The following is a 21027-nucleotide window of genomic DNA, read 5'->3' as shown; positions in this document are numbered from 1 at the left end:
ATCTATAGACAAGGACGTCTCAACGGTTTGGAGATTTTATGAAGAATAAAGGTTTTACTCTGATCGAACTGGTCGTTGTCATCGTTATTTTAGGTATCTTAGCCGTTATTGCTGCGCCTAAATTCTTGGGAATACAATCAGAGGCGAGAGTTGCCACTCTAAAGGCTACTCAAGGGGCGATCGAGTCTGCATTTGCGTTGGCATCTGCCAAATCACAACTTCCTTCGGCTAATATCCAACCTTGTGATTACCACAAGCAAATGCGTTGTTTGGTGCTAAATGGGCAACAAATTCGTTTAACCAATGAAGACAACTATCCTTGGTTTGATGTCTTCCAGCGCCAAGCATACGAACAATTTAATGAGTTGGTTGATGCCGATGTCTCACCTCTTAATCAAGATTATCATGGTGAAGATACGCTGAATTTTGAAACTGATTACGATGGCGGATTTTGGATTTTTCCCCAGTTTTATGGTGATTGGGACGACTTAACCTCGTTTCATTGCCGCATTCATTACGTGCCAGCGACGGCAAGCCGCACTGGGAAAAGCATGACAACGTTAGAGACCGAAGATTGTTAGTGATGGAATGTAGGTAAATGGATGTAATGCACAAGCACCTTTTGTTGGTCGACGACAATATTGAATTAGCAAAGACCATCATGGAATACTTAGAGATGAATGGGATTCATTGTGACCATGCATCCAATGGTATGATGGCGTTAAAGTTAGCTCGTTCAGATGACTATGATCTGGTCATTCTGGACGTTAACTTACCCCAATTGTCAGGTTTAAAAGTCTGTGAAGAGTTGCGTTTAGATGGTATTGACTTACCTATTTTGATTCTGAGCGCGAGAAGCGATCTGAGCGATAAATTAGCAGGCTTTCAGGTTGGTGCTGATGACTACATGGTCAAGCCTTTTGCCCTTGAAGAACTGCTCGCTCGTGTACAGGTGTTGTTAAAACGTAGAAGTGGCGCGCCAGAGCGGCTCGTTGTGGGTGACTTGGTACTCGATATCAGCAGTAGGGAGGTCTTTCGAGGGGAAGATTCTCTCAATTTATCACCGACTTGCTACAATATTTTGAAAGTGATGATGAGCGCTAGTCCTTCACCAGTAAGTCGAAGTAAGATAATGCGATTGGTCTGGGGCGATGCGTCACCAGAAAGTAACAGCTTGAAAGTTCACATGTTTAAGCTGCGTCAGGCGGTGGATAAGGGACAAAACATCAAGCTTATTCATACGCTTCCTAACTTTGGCTATGTGCTCAAGTCCAAGTCACGGCATCAATAGGAAAGTCATCAGTGAAGATCAAAGACAGCCTTAGAGTGTACGTAATCACCGTCTCTGCGGTGTTAGGGTTAATCCTTGCCGTTGTTGCGGGCTCTTATAGCACCTATAACCTCTATACTGGTATCGATCTTATGACCAAAGGTGTCATGCTGGTGAAAGCGGAAACGGAAGAGCCGCAAGTAGGCAAACCCATCATTAACCCGCCATTTATCATTACCGCCAATTGGGATGACTTACCTTTGGCATTTCAACTCAAGTTTGTTGAAAAGGATCTCGCGGTAGGGAAGTTATTTAAAGCGACAGAGACTGAGTATCGCGCAGGGAGAAACGCCAACCGCTTCATCTATTTGTTGATAAAAAGCGAAGTGGATGCTCAAACCAAATTTGTCGCAGTCAAAATCAACAAAAATGCATTCGATGATTTCACCGATACACTTAACATAAATTTGTTACCGCAACTCAATTATATCGTGTTGTTTGTCGCGGTATTGTTAACCCTGTTTTTAATCGGTGTGTTCTTTATTCTTCGCAAAATCACAAAACCAGTCGAAGAACTAAAAACATGGGCGATGAATATTCGTGAAAAAGATGATCGTTCCAACATACCTGACTTTAAGTTTTCTGAATTGAACATGATGGCCCGAGTGATCAATTCGTCTTTATCTGCAGTTCAAAGAAGTGTGAAGAAAGAGCAAGAGTTCATACGTTATGCGAGCCACGAGTTACGGACGCCAATTGCAGTAATTCGTTCCAATTCTGAGTTAATGAAAAAAATGATCGCCAGCGATATGCCAAAAGAGCGATTACTTAAAAATATTCAGAGAATCGAAAATAACAGCCTGGCGATGTCTGACCTATGTGAAAGCTTGTTATGGCTCAATCATGAAAACTCAACTGAGCTTAAAGAAACGATGACAAGCCTAGGCGTATTGGCGGAGCTGGTGGTGAATGAACAACGCTACTTATTAGATGGGAAGGCCGTTGAAGTTGAGGTCAACGTCGACAGTTTCGAATGCTTGCACTTATCAGGCATGTGCAAAATCGTCATTACTAACCTAATTCGTAATGCGTTTCAGCACACCATAGAAGGTAAAGTGATTATTAAGCAAACCGGTTTAGAGGTCGAAGTCATCAACACTGATGCAAAAACAAATCTGACCCACGAAACAACCGGTTTTGGTTTGGGTCTATTACTGATTAAAAAGATTTGTGACAAGTACTACTGGCAATATGATGAACAAGTATTAGCCAACGGTAGAGTCGTGAAAGTGACGTTTGCATAAGAGAATTAAGACGATAGCAAAGGGTTTACCTTAAACGAGTTCGTTATCGCGATTGTGATTCTTCATATTTTTCGGTGGCTATTACCCTCGATTTTTGAATTCACAGAAAGACGCCATAGAGTTGAATAATGGAAACCGATGTGGTTTCTGTGACGACGTTTCAGAGAGATCGACACGCAGCCGATCTGTTTACTGACAAAGCACGCCAAACAACCAAATCTATATTTTCTTCACTTCTGATTTGGATAAGAAAAGCATCAACTTCCAATGCCAAGTGATGTACCAAAACATCAGTACTCCGGAAGTAAGATTACTGACTGATGCTTGCTAAGTGTCTGAGAGGTTACTTTAAGACGAACCCAAAGTTTTTGATGGTTTGGAGTAGCTTCTCTTCGTAATTATCATCGAGTGCATGCCTTAATTTGAACATGTGCACTTTTAAGCTGTTGGTGTCCGGTTGTTCATCTCCCCATACCTTCTGGATTAAGTCTTCACGACTGATTGGATTGGGTGTCGCTCTAAGTAGTACTTCCAAAATACGATAACCCGTAGGTGAGAGTTTAATTTCATCATTGGCACGCTTTACGTTGCGCTCTTTGACGTTCATTTGTAGATCTTTTAGCTGGAGCAGATTTACCTCGCCACTGCGTCGACGAGACAGTACCTTGACGCGCATAAACAACTCTTCGAATGCGAACGGTTTAGTTAAATAATCGTCTGCGCCAGTCTCAAAACCGATGATCTTATCGTTCAGCGTATCTCTTGCTGTCAGCATAATAACGGGGACATCGTTACCTTGTTCCCGTAACTTTTGACATACCTCCAAACCAGAGAGTCGAGGCAAGTTGAGGTCAAGAATCACCACGTGGTAATGTGTTTTAGCAATCAAATCGAGAGCAGCAATACCGTTAGGTACGTGATCACATTCAACACCTTCGAGTTCAAAGTGTTCAACGGTTGTTTCTGCTAGCTCTAGATTGTCTTCGACTAATAGCAGTTGAAGCGTATTTGGTGGCGCCACGATTCTTCCCAATCCAATTCTGTAAGGCATAATTGATTATTGAGCCTGAGTGGATGAAAAACAAATACTTAATTTCAATTCTTTATTGACGACTTGAACCACTTCCTATCATTAAAAGTTCACTCCGTGCGGCATAAGAAAGATAACGTTTCAACGAGCTATACTTCATTCAGCCACGTTGATTGGAGCTGGGGACATGCCCAAGATTTGAGATAAAAAAGAGCCTCCACGTGTTGAATTACTGTTAAGCATTGACCTCTTTTTGCATGATCTGCTGATTAAAGGCGAGGGGATCTTTCAATATGGCACGACCGACGGCAGCCAAATCGAGCCAACCGTTGTTGACCGCTTGGTCAATGTATTCGGCACTCTCGATACCACCCACACCAATGATTGGGATACCCAAGTCAGCTTGTTTTAGAAAAGCGGATTCTGAGACTAAAAAGCCTTCGCCGCGGCGGTCTTTAGGACGGTTCCAACCACCAATACCCGATGAGACGTTAATCAAATCCAAGCCAGCGTTAATGAATAACTTACACACTTTCACCATGTCTTCTTGCGTTAATCCTTCTGGGTAAAGGTCCTGACCTGGAATGCGCACCATCATGCCAATATTGCTCTTGGCTTTGATTGCTTCGATGATCTCGACCACTAAACGAGAGCGGTTCTCTAATGAACCACCGTATAGGTCATCACGTTGGTTCGTGACTGGGGAGAGAACTTGGTTTAATCCATAGCCGTGTGCGCAGTGCAGTTCAACAAAATCAAAACCGGCTTTGTCGGCACGAAGCGCTGCATCGATGAACTGCTTACGCCAAATAAGCATGTCTTCCAACGTCATCGCTCTCGGTTGCGGTAACACACGGTCGCAAGCGGGTACGGTTATTCCGGAAGGCCCCATTAAATTTGGACAGGTTTCTAACGTTGCTTTGCCACCGCAATGCGTGATTTGAAAGCCTGCTTTTGCGCCGTGATCGTGGATAACTTGGGCGATCGCTTTCATTCCTTCCACGCAGTCATCACTGTGCGCGCCCAATTGGTTCGGTTCACTTCGTCCAGAAAAATCGACAAAACTGTATTCAACCATAACAAGACCTGCACCGGATTGTGCCAGTTTGCCGTAGTGTTTTATGGTGCTTGAAGTTGCGAGACCTTCGGTAGTGGAGGTTTGAGATGCCATTGGTGGCACAACAACGCGGTTTTTCAAGTGGTGGTGCGCAACTGTCAATGAAGAGAAGCGGGTCATACGGTCCCTCGTAATATCTGTAATTCCGTCGTCATTTTAAGCCAGAGAGTGTTATTCATTAAGTGAAACTTAAGAACTAAAGGCCTAGCGTTATTACCCAAGAATTTTGAGGTTACTTGAGTATAATCAAAAAGCAGCCAATATTGACTGCTTTTCAGAGGCTTATCTTACGTAATCAGCGTTTCATGAGATCACCAGCCAATCGTGGAGCTATCAAAGCTTGAAAGGGTGTTGTTAAAACGCCGCTAAATCAGCGGCGTTTCTATGTAGGTAATTGTCTTGTCTACTTGTAGCTAAGCTCTGTCGCTTTGCCTTTGAAGATTCGATATACCATAAAGGTGTAAAGCAAAATCATCGGCATAACAATCATCACACCGAAGCCCACAATCATTAAGGTCGCAGGTGATGAAGCGGCTTCTTGTGCGGTCATTAATCCCGGCACAACTTCTGGGAAGAAGCTGTACGCAAGACCGAGAAAGCTCAAGGCGAAAATGACGGTGACACCAAAGAAAGGCCAGCGCACACCCAGATCATTCACCATTGGAACCTGACGCAAATAGCGATCAACGAGGAAGATAGTTGCCAGCACAATCAACGGAATGGGTGCAAGCAACAAGACTTCTGGGAAGCTGAACCAACGCAGGGCGACTTGTTGATTTACAATCGGGTTTACAACGCTGACGACTAAGATTCCCAAAGCTGCCAACCAACCAGCACGACGAGACCAACGGGCCGAACGTATCTGCAAATCACCTTCCGTTTTTAGTACCAACCATGCGCCACCGATGTAAACGTACGCCGCTGTTACACAAAGTGCGCTTAACCATGCAAAGCCAAATGCTTCGGTTGATTGCTCAAATCCCATGATGTAACGACCGACCATGTAACCCTGAGTTAGAGCAGTGACTAACGAGCCAATTCTGAAGCACCAATCCCAATGAGGTTTATGATCCGAGTTCGCTTTAGCTCGGAAGTCGAACGCCACGCCACGCATGATCAGAGCGATCAGCATGATGGCGGTCGGCATATAAAGCTCAGTCAAAATCAAGCTATGAGCGGTAGGAAAGGCAATCAGCAGAATACCAACGGCTAACACCAACCACGTTTCGTTTGCGTCCCAGAAAGGGCCAATAGACGCTATCATTCTGTCACGTTGCGCTTCATTGTCGCTCGGTAAAAGGATACCGACGCCAAGGTCGTAGCCGTCGAGCACGGCATACATAAAGACCGAGAAGCCAAGCAGCAGAAGATATATTTCTGGTAGATAGTCGAGCATGATTAGGCCTCTTGTTGTGTCAGTGGGACTTCATGGGCTGCAACGTCTTTGCGCGCCAAATAGAACAGGGTATGGATGTACGCAACCAGCAGTGCAGCGTAAATGGCCAAATACATTATGAGCGAAGTCATCACGCTACTGCTCGCAACTGTGGTGACGGCTTCTGATGTACGCAATACACCGCTGACCAACCAAGGTTGTCGACCAATCTCAGTAACATACCAACCCGCAAGTGTGGCTATCCAACCAGAGAACGTCATGGCTAATACCGTGTACAGGTAAGGTCTAGGTAGCGCTTTTTTGCGTGCCAGCTTCACCGCGCCATACCAGCTAACCAGCAACATAAGGACACCTACACCAACCATCACGCGGAAACCAAAGAACAAGGGCTTCACTGGCGGGTGGTCAGGCGCAAACTCGTTAAGTCCTTGGATTTCGCCTTCTAAATCATGAGTAAGAATCAAACTCGCCAGCTTAGGGATGCCCACTTCAAAATCATTGCTGCGAGTTTCTTCATTTGGCATCGCAAACAAAAGAAGAGGCGCGCCTTGCTCGGTCTCCCACACGCCTTCCATTGCTGCAATTTTTGCAGGTTGATGTTCAAGCGTGTTTAACCCGTGAAGGTCACCGACAAAGATTTGAATTGGGATGAATCCAGCCGCAGCAAACAGCGCGACTTTTAGGCCAAGTTTGGCTGAGCGATGATCTGGCTTTTTCATTATTTGATAAGCCGAGATACCTGCAATCAAAAAGCTGGCAGTCAACGCCGATGCTAATAGCGTGTGTAGAAGACGGTATGGCAAAGAAGGATTGAAAATGACCTCTTTCCAACTGGTTACATGCACAATGCCGTCAATCACTTCATAACCACTTGGGGTGTGCATCCAACTATTGAGAACCAAAATCCAAAATGCGGACATGCTCGTACCGACAGCGACGAGAACGGTGGCAAGAGTGTGAACCCATTCTGGCACGCGTCCTCGCCCGAACAACATTACACCTAGAAAGGTGGCTTCCATAAAGAAAGCGGTCATGACCTCATAACCTAAAAGAGGACCAGCTACATTGCCAACGCGTTCCATAAAGCCTGGCCAGTTGGTACCAAATTGGAAACTCATGGTGATGCCAGACACCACGCCTAGGGCGAAGGTCAATGCAAAGACTTTGACCCAGAAGTAATAAACATCAAGCCATACGGGGGCCTGAGTGCGGATATATCGCCATTTGAAAAACACCAACATCCACGCCAGTGCGATCGTGATGGTCGGGAAGAGAATATGAAAGCTGATATTGGCCGCGAACTGGATCCGCGACAACATGAGGGTATCTAACATCTTGGTTCCTCAAAAACGTGCCGTGCTAAAAATCGTGTCTATCTGTAATTTAGTTACGAAAAAACCGGGCGGTTTGGATTCATGTCTCGAGAAATACAGGTGATTCTGTTTTCTTCTAACCATGATTTATATCAACTAAGACAAAGAAAGGAGTGTGGGAAATTGTCTCAAAATGCCGCTAATAGTCGCGAAAAGTGAGTAAAAGAAAGGAAATATAACGAGGTGGTTTTTGATGATAATGGATTCGAATTATCCTTAGTCTCACTTCGTAATATGTGAAATAAAATTACAAAAAACAAGGTTTTTAGTAAGGATATTTCGCTTTGGGCTTTCATTTTCTACTCGCACATACGCTTGGAGTTGCAGCAAATATAGGGTTACATAGCGATAGGTTGCGAAGGAAAGTCAAATACTCGTGTTCTCCTATCAAATGGGACGAGCAAGATTATTTAAAATGAATAAATAGGGGTTGAAATCCGATTCTTCGAAGGCTAACTTCAACGCTCATTAATATTCTGATGCCTTCTTCCCAGTCGCCATTGTCATGACGACAGTCGCTATTCATCTTACGGTTACCTCCAGCACAGGCTTACCCAAGCAAAATATGGATGTGTACGCCTATTACCTCTATCAAACTCAAGATACCCCATTGATTAACTGGCTTCTTTCAGAGATCAAACTTCTTCTACAACACCGATTCGAGAATAACCAACGACCGACATAAAAGGGCGGAAGGCGAACATTACGCTTAAACAATCGAGGTCTACATGAACAACCTAATCGTATTTACAGGTGGCCCGGGTGCGGGCAAAACCTCTGTAATAGAAAAGCTGATTGAGCTTGGTTACAATTGCGCGCTAGAAGTGGGGCGCAAAGTGATCAAACAGCAAGTCGCTCTCGGTGGTGATGCTTTACCGTGGAAAGACAAAACAGCCTTTCGTGATGAGATGGTACGTGAAGAGAAAAACCACCATCAAGCTTTCGAAGAACTCAGTGAACTTGTGTTCTTTGACCGCTGTATTGTGGATTCATACGGTTATAGCCAATTGGAGAACTTACCCATTTCACAAGCATTAATGGATGCGTGTCAGCATATACGTTACGCCAACCCAGTCTTTGTCTTTCCGCCTTGGGAAGCCATATTTACGAACGACGCAGAGCGAAAACAAGACTTTCCAGAAGCGGTAAGAACCTACCAAGCTATGCTCAAGGCTTACCAATTATTTGGTTATGACTTGATAGAAGTCCCGCCAATGGCGGTGAAACAGAGAGCGCAATTTGTTCTCGATTGCCTGAAATATGAGTAAAATGAGTGCGAAAGCAAAAACAATAGGTAATAACGTTGAAAGTTTTAATTACGGGAACTGCAGGGCGGGTTGGGCGAGCTATCTACATTAAGTTGATGAGACTGCATGAGGTTGTAGGCATTGATCGTACTCCATGTTCAACGGCGGATTACGTTGGTGACATTCGTGACACAGAGCTGATAGCCAAAGCCCTAGAAGGTGTTGATGCAGTAATTCATACCGCGGCGCTGCATGCACCTCATGTTGGTTTAGTCGACGACTCTGAGTTCAACAGTATTAATGTAGAGGCAACAGAAAAGCTCGCTTTGCAGAGCATTCAATGCGGAGTGAAGCACTTTGTTTTCACCAGTACGACCGCATTGTATGGGCATGCTTCTACACCACAAGACATTGCTGGCTGGATAGATGAAACGATAACGCCTCAACCAAAGTCGATATACCATCGTAGTAAAGTGGAAGCAGAGCAGAAACTGGAACAGATTTCGGACCTATTTAATCTGCCCGTGACGGTTTTGCAAATGTCGCGTTGCTTTCCCGAGTCGGCTGATCTTATGGCAGCTTATCGTCTTACTCGTGGAGTGGATGCGCGTGATGTCGCAAGTGCACACCTGTGTGCGATCGAAAAACGATTAAACGGTTTTCGACGTTTCATTATCTCCGGCAAAACGCCTTTTACCACTCAAGACTGCCAACGCCTGTATGACGACGCTGATTCGCTGCTTCGTGATCATGTACCAGAGTTAGCACAAAGCTTTGATGAACGCGGATGGAAATTGCCGACAAAGCTCGATCGCGTGTACGATTCTTCCGCCGCGCAGGGTGAACTGGGTTGGCTACCAGAACACGGTTTTGAAAGTGTGCTGGAGTTGCTCGACAAAGAATTTGCAGAAGTTTTGCCAGTTCGGTGAACTAAAAACAGAATTGATAATCTTAGAAAGGGATAACGATAAATTATCCTTTTTACTTTGTAGTTTAATGATGAAAAATAGGCAGTTAGTCGCGTTCGCAAAGCTTAGAAACAAAGTTCTCAATTACGCACGGTTTAAATTGTATTTCGTTGATGTTATAACATAACAATTACTGTTTCCTATTATCCCAAGTACTATGAAGTTTGTTCGTTATTCACTCATTGCTGTCGCTGCTAGCGCATTCTCTCTTGCAGCTTATCTCACCTATCAAGCAGAAACGAAACCAGAAGAAATCACCATTAAGGTCACGCCTTATTCCGAGCTAGAGAGCGCTCACGTACATGAGGCTCAGACAGACGACACGACACCAAGCGCCGAACTGGCAACACAAGATCACGACAACATTGCACGCATTCACTACTTCGTTAAAGTAGGTGACACACTCAGCACGATCTTCTCCTCATGGGGCGTCCCATACGAAACCACGCAAAAGCTTCTTGAAGCCGATTTAACCTCCTTGAAACTAGATACCATCAAACCAGGTGACCACCTTGAGTTTGTGGTGGATAGAGACACCAAGACACTGCAACAAGTGATCTTCCACGAAAGCCTTGTCGAACGTTCGATTTATACACAAAACGACGATGGCACATTCGCTTATGACTTTGTTGAAGAGTCGGGTGAATGGCGCGAGGAAATGTACTCCGGTGAAATCAACGGCAGTTTCTCATCTTCTGCGCACCGACAAGGATTAACTACTACCCAGATTGCCAACATTACGCGCGTGCTTCGTGACAAAGTGAATTTTGCCCGCGAGCTGCGTGCTGGCGATAGCTTTCATGTGTTGGTGCGTCGTCAGTACGTGGATGACCACTTAACCGGCAATACCGAAGTGCAGGGCATTGCCATCAAGATGCGTGGTAAAGATGTAGAAGCGTTTTTGGCTGAAGATGGTCGCTTCTATGACCGTGATGGAAACAGCCTAGAGCAAGCCTTTAACCGTTATCCAGTTGACAAACAATTCCGACGTATTACGTCTCCGTTTAACCCGAACCGAAGACACCCTGTAACAGGCCGCATTCAACCGCATAACGGTACCGATTTCGCGACGCCTGTGGGTTCGCCAGTTTACTCAACGGGTGATGGCAAAGTGATTGCTATTCGTAACCACCCTTACGCAGGTAAATACTTGGTGATTGAGCACAACAGTGTGTACAAAACTCGTTATCTGCACTTGAGCCGTTTCTTAGTCAAGAAAGGCGATCATGTTAAGCGTGGACAAAAGATTGCGCTTTCGGGGGCGACAGGTCGCATAACAGGCCCACACTTGCACTTTGAAGTACTTGTGCGCAACCGTGCCGTGGATTCGATGACCGCCGATTTGCCGTTGGCGAGTTCGATTCTAAACAAAGACAAACCTGCGTTCCTAGCACGAGTTTCTGAGTTTGATGACATGGTTGCTACCGAGCAAAATGCAAGCAACGCAAAAGCGAGCGAGGGTAAAAAAACGTCTTAGACTCTTTGCATAGTTCAATGAACAAAGGCAGGCTTCGGCTTGCCTTTGTGTTTTAAGAGCCATGTTGTTTTATGGACTGGGCTATTTTAAGCAGCATGTTGGTTTAGGGAGGTTAGACAGACATTCACCACCTCAAGCGCTACCTTAGTTACTCGATGTGATACAGTTCGATTCGCATTCCTGCTGAAATTGACCAAAATACAAGTAGTAACGAGTGGAGGGTGAATGCAAATACCAACCGTAGGCTTTGACCATAAGAAATCGAATCAAGCAGAGATTGAAATCTTCGATCTAGAAAGCTTGCATGGCCAAGAGTACAAAAGCCATTCACCTCAAAAGCCGCATCGCATTACCTTCTTTATGATGGTTTACATCGAAAAAGGCAGTGGTGTGCACATGGTGGATTTTAAGCAGTATCCGTTTGAATCTGGCAGCATCCTCTTTGTTCGTCGTGAGCAGGTGCAAGCCTTCGACTTGTCCAACAAGCCCTCCGGTAAAGTGATCATTTTCACCCAAGCGTTTTTAGACCAAGTGCATGCCAACATGCGTTTACCTAACTACACACCAACGCATTTAAACCAAGCTCGTTCGCCACTATTGAGCTTAGACGAAGCTACCTGCCAAAGCGCCAAACTGCTTATTGGTGAGGTTATCAAGGAAATTGAAAGTCAGCATTCCGATGCGTTGATCGTCATGTATCTTTTCTCTTCTTTCGCTCTAATGCTGCATCGTCTTCGACCTGAAGAGAGGCACGATAAATTAACCAAAGAGCAGAGCTACAAGCTTGCACGTTTCTTTGATTTACTCCAGGCTAATTATGAACATATCCGTGATGCGAACTGGTATGCGGGGCAGATCGGGTCAACGTATAAAACGTTAAATGTTATCTGCAAGCTGGCAACCAACTTAACCGCAAAACAGATGATCGACGCGTTTGTCACAATAGAGATTAAGCGCCGCTTGGTGGTGAGTAACGTTACGACACAGCAGTTAGCTTTTGACTTTGGTTTTGAAGATGCGAGTAATTTTGTTCGATATTTTAAAAATCAAACTGATATGACACCAAGCCGATTCCAGAAGCAGTACGCCGAACCACAGTTATGATGTTGAGTATGAACGCCTTTTTGTGTTCATGTTCGATATTGACCATTTTCCGACGCACATCCACACAGACGAGTCTTTGATTCATCCCTATTATTGTTCTCAAGCCAACAAGAGGAAAATAATATGAACAAATTGACTCGCTTTTTCGCTAGCTCTGTTATCGCATCCACCGTTTTTGCTAGTGCTTCTTTCGCTGTAAATGCCGATGAATTGTCGAATCGTGATAAAGCCGTCGCGGTTATCTCAAGCATTGAAACGGGCGACCAAAACGCGATTTCATACATCAATCCAAATAAGTACATTCAGCATAATCTTGCGGTTGCAGATGGTTTAGCGGGCTTTGGCGAAGTATTGAAGATGCTGCCAGAAGGCACTGCTAAAGCGAAAGTGATTCGTACCATTCAAGATGGCGAATACGTGGCATTGCACACGGAATACGACTTTTTCGGACCGAAAGCTGGCTTTGATATTTTCCGTTTTGAAGATGGTTTGATCGTCGAGCACTGGGATAACTTACAAGACGTAGCGAAACCTAATCCAAGTGGCCGCACACAATTTGACGGTGCAACAGAAATTACAGATGTAAACAAAACGGATGAGAACAAAGCAATCGTTTCTGATTTTGTACAAACCATTCTGATGAAAGGAGACATGTCTCAGATCAGTAAGTTCATCGGTGATAAAGACAGTGACTATATCCAACACAACGTAGCGGTGGCTGACGGCTTGAGCGGTTTGGGTGTTGCATTGAAGCAATTAGCGGAAGCGGGCATGCCGATGGTATACAGCAAGAACCATTTGATTATCGGTGAAGGGAACTTCGTGTTATCAGTGAGTGAAGGTCAGTTCATGAATCAACACGTCGCGTTCTATGACTTATTCCGCGTCGACAATGGCAAAATTGTAGAGCATTGGGACACGATTGAAGCGATTCCACCGAAGTCAGAGTGGAAGAACGGCAATGGTAAGTTCGGCTTTAAATAGCATCTAAAGACAACATGCACGGAAAAGAGAGTCACATAGTGGGCTCTCTTTTTTCGTTTTAGCGAGTTATATACCCAATAATAGTTCGAAAATAAATCAATGTGATACAGGTGTAAAATAAAAACAGCTTAACTTTGGCTTTTATTTGTACAGAAATTAATGACATTAAGTGAGAACTGGATTATTAAGGCCTTTATGAAATATGAATAGAATTAAGGCTCTGATTTTTCTCTTTCGTATTTTTGTTGTGGCGCATGAAAAATGTGTGACTTTAATTCCAGATAATATTTTTAAAATCGATTTATTTGATTTTCTTCACTTTTACACTCCTGTTATTTGTGCTGTCTATTAAATTGTTTTAATTATATCTTCTACTTATTTATTGTGCGAAAAATACTACATTAAAAACAGTTAAGTTAATGTTTTTACGGTTTTATTTAACTCAGAGGTAGTTCTTTTTGTTGAATGTGAAACGAGGCTTTTGTTGCTATCTTGCTGTTAGAACTCTAGAAGTTGCTGTCTATTTTCTCAAAACAACGCCTTTCTTTTGATTGTGGCAAAGCTACTGTGAGTTAAATTAAAATAAGCTAATTAAGATTATTCTACATAATGAGGTTTAGTTGGACTCATATAATGATTGGTTTTATAAAACTATATCTGTAATTATTATTTGAAATAAATTTTGATATTTATCCCAGAAGTAAGAAGGAATTTTTGCCTTGGTTATTTTTACTTATAAATTAAGTGTGCTTGCAAAAAATAGTTGAACCGACAATTGCAGGTCTTTGTACAGTACCTAAATAATTAATATAAGACTAAGGACTTAATTATGTATCTAAGAAAGAGCAGTGCTACGCAGACAAACTCCATTGGTTATCGCACGTTAGGGTTAACAATGCTTTGTTCTGGTTTATTGTTGAATCCGATTTCACAAGCCATGGCGGCGGAGTTCAGCACCGATGCTGTTGCACAATCAGAAAGCGAATACTGGAGCACCTATAAGTTAGACATCAAAAACACTGGCTCAGACGGCGCAGACATGCGTGAGGCAGTGATTGAGTTCGTACTGCCTGTCGCAATTAACGACATTGGTTGGGCATCAAATCACCTTTCATACCCATCATGGGAGATTGCTCATACAACACAAGCTGACGGCGTGTTGAACGCTGTAACACTCAAATTCCCAGCAGGATCTTGGGTAGACAGTGAGTTGGCATCTGGTGAGTCGGCGGCGTTAACCATCTCTTTTGGCGGCGAACTGAAGGATCTCAATGCGTTTGAAGATTCCGTGGTGGTGAAAGTCGATGGTGAAGTTGTTCCTCCACCAGAGTTCTCATTGGATATCTTAGCGCCGGCACAAAACTCTGTGGTTTACACTGGCTCGAATGTAGACATCATCACGAGCGTAGAGGGTGAAGGTGCAAGCAAGCTAGAGTTCTGGATCAACAATACCAAGCTGGCAGAACAACCTGTAGTAGAAGGAACGACTGAGTATCAACAAGCTTGGCTACCAGCGGAAATTGGTGCTGCTTCAATTGCTGTCATGGCGTTTAACGAGAGTGGCGAAAAGCTGACTGAACAATCGGTACAAGTCACGGTTGAATCAGAATCTACCGCGCCGAATCCTCCTGTGATTGAGTTTATCTCGCCAGATGCAGGATCTTCTCACCAAAAAGGTGACACGATTTCGATCTCAGCCAATGTCACCGATGCGGATGATGACTTAGCGACGGTTAAGTTCTTTGCTAACGATGCTGAAGTATGTCAGTTAGACGCAAAAACGACACAAGATTTCTCTTGTGATTGGACTGCACAAACTGCGGGTTCAGCAACGCTTCGCGCAGAAGCTCAAGATGACGAACAACATATTACTCGTAAGAGCCTAACCATTACTGTGACAGACACGGGCACCAGTTGTGGCGATGTTCCTCAATACGAAGATGGCGTGCCATACAAGGTGGGTGATGAAGTTACCAATATCGACAACATCTATTCATGTACCGTAGCCGGTTGGTGTGGAAACCCAGTTTGGACGCCGGGGACAGGTCACCCAGATTATCCGGATGCGTGGAAAGACGCGTGGGACGAAGTAGGGCAATGTGATCCTAACCCAGTTCCAGTGGTGGATGTTCAATCTCCTCAAGATGGACAAAAAATTGCACCAAACCAAGCGTTCGGTGTGATTGTTGATGCGACTGACGATACTGAAGTTGCTCGTGTTGACGTTCAATTGAATGGTCAAGTGGTGGCAACATCAAGCACTCCTACACAAGGCGATACCTACACCATTACAGTTCCTGCACAAGACGAAGGCCAATATACGCTAACCGTTGTCGCTTACGATGACCAAGGTGCCAGTGCAGAAGCCGCACCAATTTCTCTGGCGATCACCGATAAAGACTTGGTGGTTTCGCTGTCCTCTCCAGTGGACGGTTCGAGCTACTTTGAAGGTCGTGCAATTTCAATCAAAGCAGACGCGAAGAGCTACGAAGGTGATATTACTTCAGTAAGCTTTATCGCCAATGGTAATGAGCTATTCAAAGACACTGAAGCGCCATACGAATACGAATGGCTAGGTGCACAGAAGGGCGCTTACACGATCACGGCTAAAGCGGTAAACACAGCAAGCCAAGAGCAAACTTCGGCAACGTCGAACATTACGGTCAAAGAAAGTACAGGTGGCGGCGGTTTAGCCGATAACCCAGATCGCTCTATCAGTTACCTAACATCTTGGGGGTTGAATGACTACGAGCAGTTGTTCAATTCAGAGGGTGACGGTTACCTATTGTCATTTGGTAAGTGGGACGCGAGCGGTAACATTACGATCTCCGATGGCATGCTAACGCCACCAGATTACAATCCGGATTGGATGCCAACACAGTACCTAGCATGGTCAACGCTTAAGCATGACAATGAAAACGTGACTATGATGGTGGCGTTCGGTGGTCAAACGTACGAAAGCATTTGGTCAGCGATCAGCACGCCACAAAGCCGTGAAGCGGTCGCAACTGGATTGGTTGATTTGGTACATACGCCATTCCCTGTGTACAAAAAGAATCTGACACCAGAAGAGATGGAAGGTGAATGTCTTGCATCAAAACCTGATGGCAGCTGTGATTACAGTAAGTACCAGCTAGCAGGCTACGTACACATTGATGGCTTAGATTTTGACTTCGAAAAAGCCGCTCGAATCACGGATAAAGAGAACCAAGATCTAACTGCTCTAATCAAACTGATCCGTGAGAAAGTAGGCAATACGAAAGTGCTGTCTCTGACGACTTACCACGTAGGTGCAGACCCAGTTGCGTGTATGGATGCGAGTGTGTTCGAAAATTGTTCTTACATTGAACCATCAGGTCGTTCATCTCACCACGGTGAAGTGATCGATTTGCTGAAAGCAACCAAGAACGACTTCGATTTCTTCAACGTAATGACATATGACGCAGGTCGAAACTTCCTCTACGACGTCGCGATGGCAAACTATGCTGAATATATTGGAGACAAGTCGAAGATTGTTTTAGGTAACACGATCAACAGCCAATGGGCACCTGGTGGTAACTTTGTTGAAACGCGTCAGAACAACCTAGACCGTGCTAAATGGCAGAAAGATAACGGTTACGGTGGTTTCTTTATGTGGACGTTAGGTTCTAACAACCAAGGTTTGAGCATGGCAGAGCAAGTTGACTACTTTAATGACATGATCAGTGTAAGCAAGTAGTACTCACCTCATCTTGTAATCTACTTGAACGACGGAAGGCTCTCATGCCTTCCGTTATTTCTTCAATCTTCATCATGGGAACGCTTTTGTTCGCCGTATTCCCATGCCAATCTCAATAAAAATCAGTGGTGACAATATGTCGAAATTAGATTCTGGTCAGCACCAGAAAGCGATTCCGCACGTCCAAAATACACCCACTCAACACTATGACGCGTTCAGTAAATGGCTTCATTGGATAATGGCAGTCATTATTATCTATGCAACGATTGCAGGCTACGGCATGTTATTCGTCATGGACATGCCGCAACTGTTCCACGTTTTATCCACGCTCAATATGTCATTTGCAACGATTGCTTCGGTGCTCTTGATTGTCAGGTGGGGGTGGTCATTTTTTCGTAATGCTCCAGAGCTACCAGACACGATTCCAAACACTCAGAAAAGTATGGCCAAACTTGCACATGGCGCTCTCTATCTAGTGATGTTCGTTGTGTTTGTCAGTGGCTTTTTAATGCTTAAGCACGAGTACCCATTCTTTTGGCTGTTTACTATTCCAAACCCAATTTCAAATGCTGAAGTGAATGCGTTCTTTTTTATGGTTCATCGTTTAGGCTGCGCGACTCTCGCAACTTTGGTGTTGCTGCATGTGCTCGCAGCTCTAAAGCATCATTTCGTGAATAAGAATGATGTATTAAGAAGCATGGCGTTTAACGTATCCAAGCAAAGCCAATCTTAAACCAAACGGAAAGGTTGGCTGAAATACTATAGAGAGAAAAAAGGCTTGGTGAGCCTCCAAGCCTTTGTTTCGCGTTATCAAGCCGTTTTGGGCTAAATAACTACTTTTTAAAGGTGAGATTCAGAGTAAGTGGAACTCGGTCTGAAATCTTAATCCCACCAACCGTTGCTGCAAGGTTCGTTAAGTTGTCAGTCGGGATACCAAAATCGCCAGCACCGATGATGACAGGGGCACTCGAACTGACCATTACCGTATTACCTGCATTGAGGACCACGACTGGGAATTCGACGGATTTCGTCTTACCAAACAGCGTGACTTCAGCCGGTACTTTTACTTTGTGTGAGCCTTCACCCAGAGATGCCCAATCCACTTTGCCTGTTACTGTTACTGGCGCATGTTTTGCCGATTCAAAGAAGATCTCGTTCAGGCGCGTATTACGAATTGGAATGCCTGTATTGATGCTGTTTAGGTCGATAGCCACATCAAACTGCCCATCACTGTTGAGTGTGCCGGAAAGGGTGTCAATGGTCGCGGGCTCAACAATATATTGCTTTTTGATGGTTGCGAAACTTAGGGAAGATAGATCGGAATCAAGCGTGTAGCTGTCTGCAGCAAATGCGGCACTAGAAAACAGTGCGACCGCGATGCTTAGTGTAGAGAAAGCCTTTTTCATTATTGTTAACCTTATTTATGTTGAACGATGGTTCCACTTGATAGTAGTTCGGATTTATAAAAGTTAATAAGGAATTAAATCGATTGATTTGGGTGATTTTTTCGATGTGATTGAGTGCTCAAATGTCATGGTTTGATATCAATACAACTGATGTTATGTCTGCTTTGAATGTCAAAAATACGCTAATTAGCAATAACTTAATAAGCAGGTGCGAATGTGTGAATTTATTTCTAATTGATGATTCGCGACTTGCTTAGGTTGCCGTTACACTGTTCGCACATTTTATCATTCGTTAGGTTGGTTGGCTTATGTATACCGTTGGGATTGTGTTGTTTGATGATTTCACAGACGTAGACTTTTTCTTGATGTATGACCTGTTAGGAAGGACGCAAGACAGTTGGACAGTCAAAGTGCTAGGGACCAAGCCAGAGCATGTTTCTCATCTCGGTATGACGGTAAAGACGGACGGTCATATCTCTGAAGTTGCAACGCAAGACGTTGTGCTTATCGCGAGTGGCAAGAAAGGCATACCAGTCGCGCTTCAAGATAGTGAGTTCATGTCCGCGATGAAGCTCAACCCAGACAGGCAGCTAATTGGCTCTATCTGCGCGGGTTCTTTTATCTTGCATGAATTGGGCTTGCTTGACGGTAAAAAGCTCACAACGAACCCAGATGCTAAAGCGGTGTTAAAGGGCATGGGAGGAGACGTTCAAGATGTTCCTTTGGTTATTGAGGGTAATATTGCAACGGCGGGAGGTTGTTTATCATTGATGTACCTCGTTGGTTGGTTAGCAGAGCGCCTGTTTGATTCTGATAAGCGACGCGAAATCCAAAACCAGTTGATACCCGCAGGGCAGTTGGAGATATTCGAGTCTCTTATCGCGAACACAATCATGGAAGCAGAAATGCTTAACCAAGTGCCTTGCTCAGCGGAATAAGCAATAACTCTGATTTTCCCTTTGTGACTGAACACAAACTTGTTCACTAAACCGTTGAATGTACGGGGAAGTGTACTAGGTTTTATATAAGCGCTTGTTTTAAGACCGCGGCTATCTAAGCCATCGGTCTTTCATTAGGTGCGGATAAATACTGTGTTGTGTCCATTCACGCGTCATCGATTATCGGATTACCGATAAATAAGAATATGGCGCGAAACCAAAGGGAAAAACAGTTGAGCAATCCAAATGAAAATTTAGAGAAAGTACTTGCCAAAGCGTTTACCACGTCTTTGATTCGATTCTCAGTCACGACGCTGATCGTTATTGTCTGTTGGTGGGCGTTTTTACCATTTCTTCCTATCTTACTTTGGGCGCTGGTGCTTGCCATTGCGCTCTATCCAGTCAAACTCGTCATTGAAAGAAAGCTTGGATTAAGCTCGGCTCGTGCTGCAACACTAATTGCCATCATTGGTGTCTTGATTCTTGGCACGCCAACGGCCATGGTGGGTAATTCTTTTGCATCGAAAACACTCGGTGCATTTGAATCTTATCGAGATGGCACTTTGGTCATCGCTAAGCCTGCAGACAGCGTCAAAACTTGGCCTTTAGTTGGTGAAAAAGTTCATGCTGTTTGGTATGAAGCTGCGGATGACTTACCTACATTTATCGAGAAACGCCAGCCTCAAATTAAAGGTTTCTTTAGTTGGTTTGTCGATAGTGCAACGGGGGCCGCTAAAAGTGTATTCATGCTCATCGGTGCTATTATCATTGCGGGTGTCATGCTCGCTTGGGCACAACCTGCTGCAAAGTCGATACGTAAGATCTTCATTAGTTTTACGGATGAGGTGAGAGGGCCAGATTTACATCAACTCACCACCGCCACCATCCGGCAAGTTGCCGTGGGCATCATCGGTATCGCTTTCTTAACGGCAATGGCATTCGGTGGTGTCGTGGCGTTATCCGGCGTACCTGCCGCAGCATTGTTTACGCTTATTGCGTTGATCTTTGCGATTGTGCAACTGCCAGTCACCATTATCGCGCTAGTTGCCGTGGGTATATTGTGGGCAGGAGATAGCGGCACGGTTCATAATGTTGTCTTCACGGTTTTGCTCCTTGCTGCAAGTTTAATCGATAACTTCTTAAAGCCGTTAATTCTTGGCCGCGGCCTCGAAGTTCCTATGCCTATTGTTCTTATTGGTGCAGTGGGCGGCATGATGTCGGGTGGTATTCTTGGCATGTTCATTGGTGCTGCGTTCTTAGCGGCGGGTTACCAAGTATTTATGAAGTGGGTAGACACAGAAACCCAAGACGTTGCTGATGTGATTAAGGATGCAGGAACACAAGGACAAGAATCTAGGAAGTAGAAAGACGAACGAGATACTCAATTGAGCAAAAGACGGTACTGATGGCCGTCTTTTTTGTTGTCTGTGAATTGAACTGTTCCACACAAAAATTTACCGTTTGGATCAATCTTTTTAATCAACACAATCGATCGTGTCGATCAATGACATCGATCGATAGAAAATTAATCAATTTTGATAAAAAAGTTTTGTCTTAACGATACTCATTGGGCATCGACGGTTATTCTATTATGCGTATAATCCCTGTTTCTTGATTATCGTAATCATAATAATTGCGATAAGAAAAGAAATAACTGAAATATAGATGGAATTTTGAGAATCAAATAAAGGATAT

18 protein-coding genes are annotated in these 21027 nt (G+C 44.3%); 13 read left to right on the top strand and 5 right to left on the bottom strand.

Annotation, left to right across the window (positions count from 1 at the left end; translation table 11 throughout):
* The first annotated feature begins 38 nt into the window (after positions 1–38).
* The 3 genes from L1076_RS01700 to L1076_RS27045 are packed head-to-tail and all read left to right on the top strand — an operon-like array spanning position 39 to position 2574.
* Complete coding sequence (locus tag L1076_RS01700) at positions 39–581, top strand: prepilin-type N-terminal cleavage/methylation domain-containing protein (RefSeq protein ID WP_039976492.1); 543 nt, start codon at positions 39–41, stop codon at positions 579–581.
* 17 nt (positions 582–598) lie between these two features.
* A complete protein-coding gene (locus L1076_RS01695; RefSeq protein WP_080774363.1) occupies positions 599–1291 on the top strand; it encodes a response regulator transcription factor in 693 nt (230 codons plus the stop codon).
* An 11-nt stretch (positions 1292–1302) separates the two neighbouring features.
* The gene (locus tag L1076_RS27045) at positions 1303–2574 is read left to right on the top strand and encodes a HAMP domain-containing sensor histidine kinase (RefSeq protein ID WP_038878091.1); all 1272 of its coding nucleotides are present in this window, start codon (positions 1303–1305) and stop codon (positions 2572–2574) included.
* A gap of 343 nt (positions 2575–2917) precedes the next feature.
* Here the strand turns inward: L1076_RS27045 and L1076_RS01685 are convergent, their stop codons facing one another.
* From L1076_RS01685 to L1076_RS01670, 4 genes are all read right to left on the bottom strand, one after another.
* Entirely contained in the window at positions 2918–3625 is a 708-nt protein-coding gene (locus tag L1076_RS01685; protein ID WP_237303006.1) for a response regulator transcription factor, read from the bottom strand.
* 214 nt (positions 3626–3839) lie between these two features.
* Positions 3840–4841 carry an NADH:flavin oxidoreductase gene (locus L1076_RS01680; protein ID WP_237303005.1) on the bottom strand — a complete coding sequence of 334 codons (1002 nt, stop codon included), beginning with the start codon at positions 4839–4841 and terminating at the stop codon, positions 3840–3842.
* A 283-nt stretch (positions 4842–5124) separates the two neighbouring features.
* Positions 5125–6117: a cytochrome d ubiquinol oxidase subunit II gene (locus tag L1076_RS01675; RefSeq protein ID WP_237303004.1), complete on the bottom strand. Its 993-nt coding sequence runs from the start codon at positions 6115–6117 to the stop codon at positions 5125–5127.
* A 2-nt stretch (positions 6118–6119) separates the two neighbouring features.
* On the bottom strand, positions 6120–7451 hold the full coding sequence (locus tag L1076_RS01670; protein ID WP_054755267.1) for a cytochrome ubiquinol oxidase subunit I: 1332 nt from the start codon (positions 7449–7451) through the stop codon (positions 6120–6122).
* A 544-nt stretch (positions 7452–7995) separates the two neighbouring features.
* Between L1076_RS01670 and L1076_RS01665 the strand changes: the two genes are divergently transcribed.
* The 8 genes from L1076_RS01665 to L1076_RS01630 all read left to right on the top strand — a co-directional run bounded on the left by L1076_RS01665 (position 7996) and on the right by L1076_RS01630 (position 17721).
* Positions 7996–8175 carry a hypothetical protein gene (locus L1076_RS01665; protein WP_237303003.1) on the top strand — a complete coding sequence of 60 codons (180 nt, stop codon included), beginning with the start codon at positions 7996–7998 and terminating at the stop codon, positions 8173–8175.
* A 43-nt stretch (positions 8176–8218) separates the two neighbouring features.
* Complete coding sequence (locus L1076_RS01660; protein ID WP_237303002.1) at positions 8219–8758, top strand: AAA family ATPase; 540 nt, start codon at positions 8219–8221, stop codon at positions 8756–8758.
* 35 nt (positions 8759–8793) lie between these two features.
* A complete protein-coding gene (locus L1076_RS01655; protein WP_237303001.1) occupies positions 8794–9666 on the top strand; it encodes an NAD(P)-dependent oxidoreductase in 873 nt (290 codons plus the stop codon).
* A gap of 196 nt (positions 9667–9862) precedes the next feature.
* On the top strand, positions 9863–11182 hold the full coding sequence (gene mepM, locus L1076_RS01650) for a murein DD-endopeptidase MepM (RefSeq protein WP_237303000.1): 1320 nt from the start codon (positions 9863–9865) through the stop codon (positions 11180–11182).
* A gap of 225 nt (positions 11183–11407) precedes the next feature.
* Positions 11408–12286 carry a helix-turn-helix transcriptional regulator gene (locus tag L1076_RS01645; RefSeq protein WP_237302999.1) on the top strand — a complete coding sequence of 293 codons (879 nt, stop codon included), beginning with the start codon at positions 11408–11410 and terminating at the stop codon, positions 12284–12286.
* Between the two features lie 123 nt (positions 12287–12409).
* Positions 12410–13270, top strand: a complete 861-nt coding sequence (locus tag L1076_RS01640; protein WP_237302998.1) for a hypothetical protein — start codon at positions 12410–12412, stop codon at positions 13268–13270.
* A gap of 829 nt (positions 13271–14099) precedes the next feature.
* Positions 14100–16988, top strand: coding sequence for an Ig-like domain-containing protein (locus L1076_RS01635; protein ID WP_237302997.1), 2889 nt, complete (start codon positions 14100–14102; stop codon positions 16986–16988).
* Positions 16989–17124: 136 nt separating this feature from the next.
* Positions 17125–17721, top strand: coding sequence for a cytochrome b/b6 domain-containing protein (locus L1076_RS01630; protein ID WP_237302996.1), 597 nt, complete (start codon positions 17125–17127; stop codon positions 17719–17721).
* A 100-nt stretch (positions 17722–17821) separates the two neighbouring features.
* Here the strand turns inward: L1076_RS01630 and L1076_RS01625 are convergent, their stop codons facing one another.
* Positions 17822–18394, bottom strand: a complete 573-nt coding sequence (locus L1076_RS01625) for a YceI family protein (protein ID WP_042602864.1) — start codon at positions 18392–18394, stop codon at positions 17822–17824.
* A 308-nt stretch (positions 18395–18702) separates the two neighbouring features.
* Here L1076_RS01625 and L1076_RS01620 point away from each other — a divergent pair, with 308 nt between their 5' ends.
* Together L1076_RS01620 and L1076_RS01615 are read left to right on the top strand one after the other, a co-directional pair.
* Positions 18703–19332: a DJ-1/PfpI family protein gene (locus tag L1076_RS01620; protein ID WP_237302995.1), complete on the top strand. Its 630-nt coding sequence runs from the start codon at positions 18703–18705 to the stop codon at positions 19330–19332.
* A gap of 233 nt (positions 19333–19565) precedes the next feature.
* Positions 19566–20696 carry an AI-2E family transporter gene (locus tag L1076_RS01615; protein WP_045405423.1) on the top strand — a complete coding sequence of 377 codons (1131 nt, stop codon included), beginning with the start codon at positions 19566–19568 and terminating at the stop codon, positions 20694–20696.
* Positions 20697–21027: the final 331 nt, after the last annotated feature.

This window comes from Vibrio sp. MMG023, assembly GCF_021654215.1.
In the GTDB taxonomy this organism is placed as follows: Bacteria; Pseudomonadota; Gammaproteobacteria; order Enterobacterales; family Vibrionaceae; genus Vibrio; species Vibrio jasicida.
The sequence above is the reverse complement of the archived record's forward strand: the minus strand, read 5'-3'. Positions and strand labels throughout refer to the sequence as shown.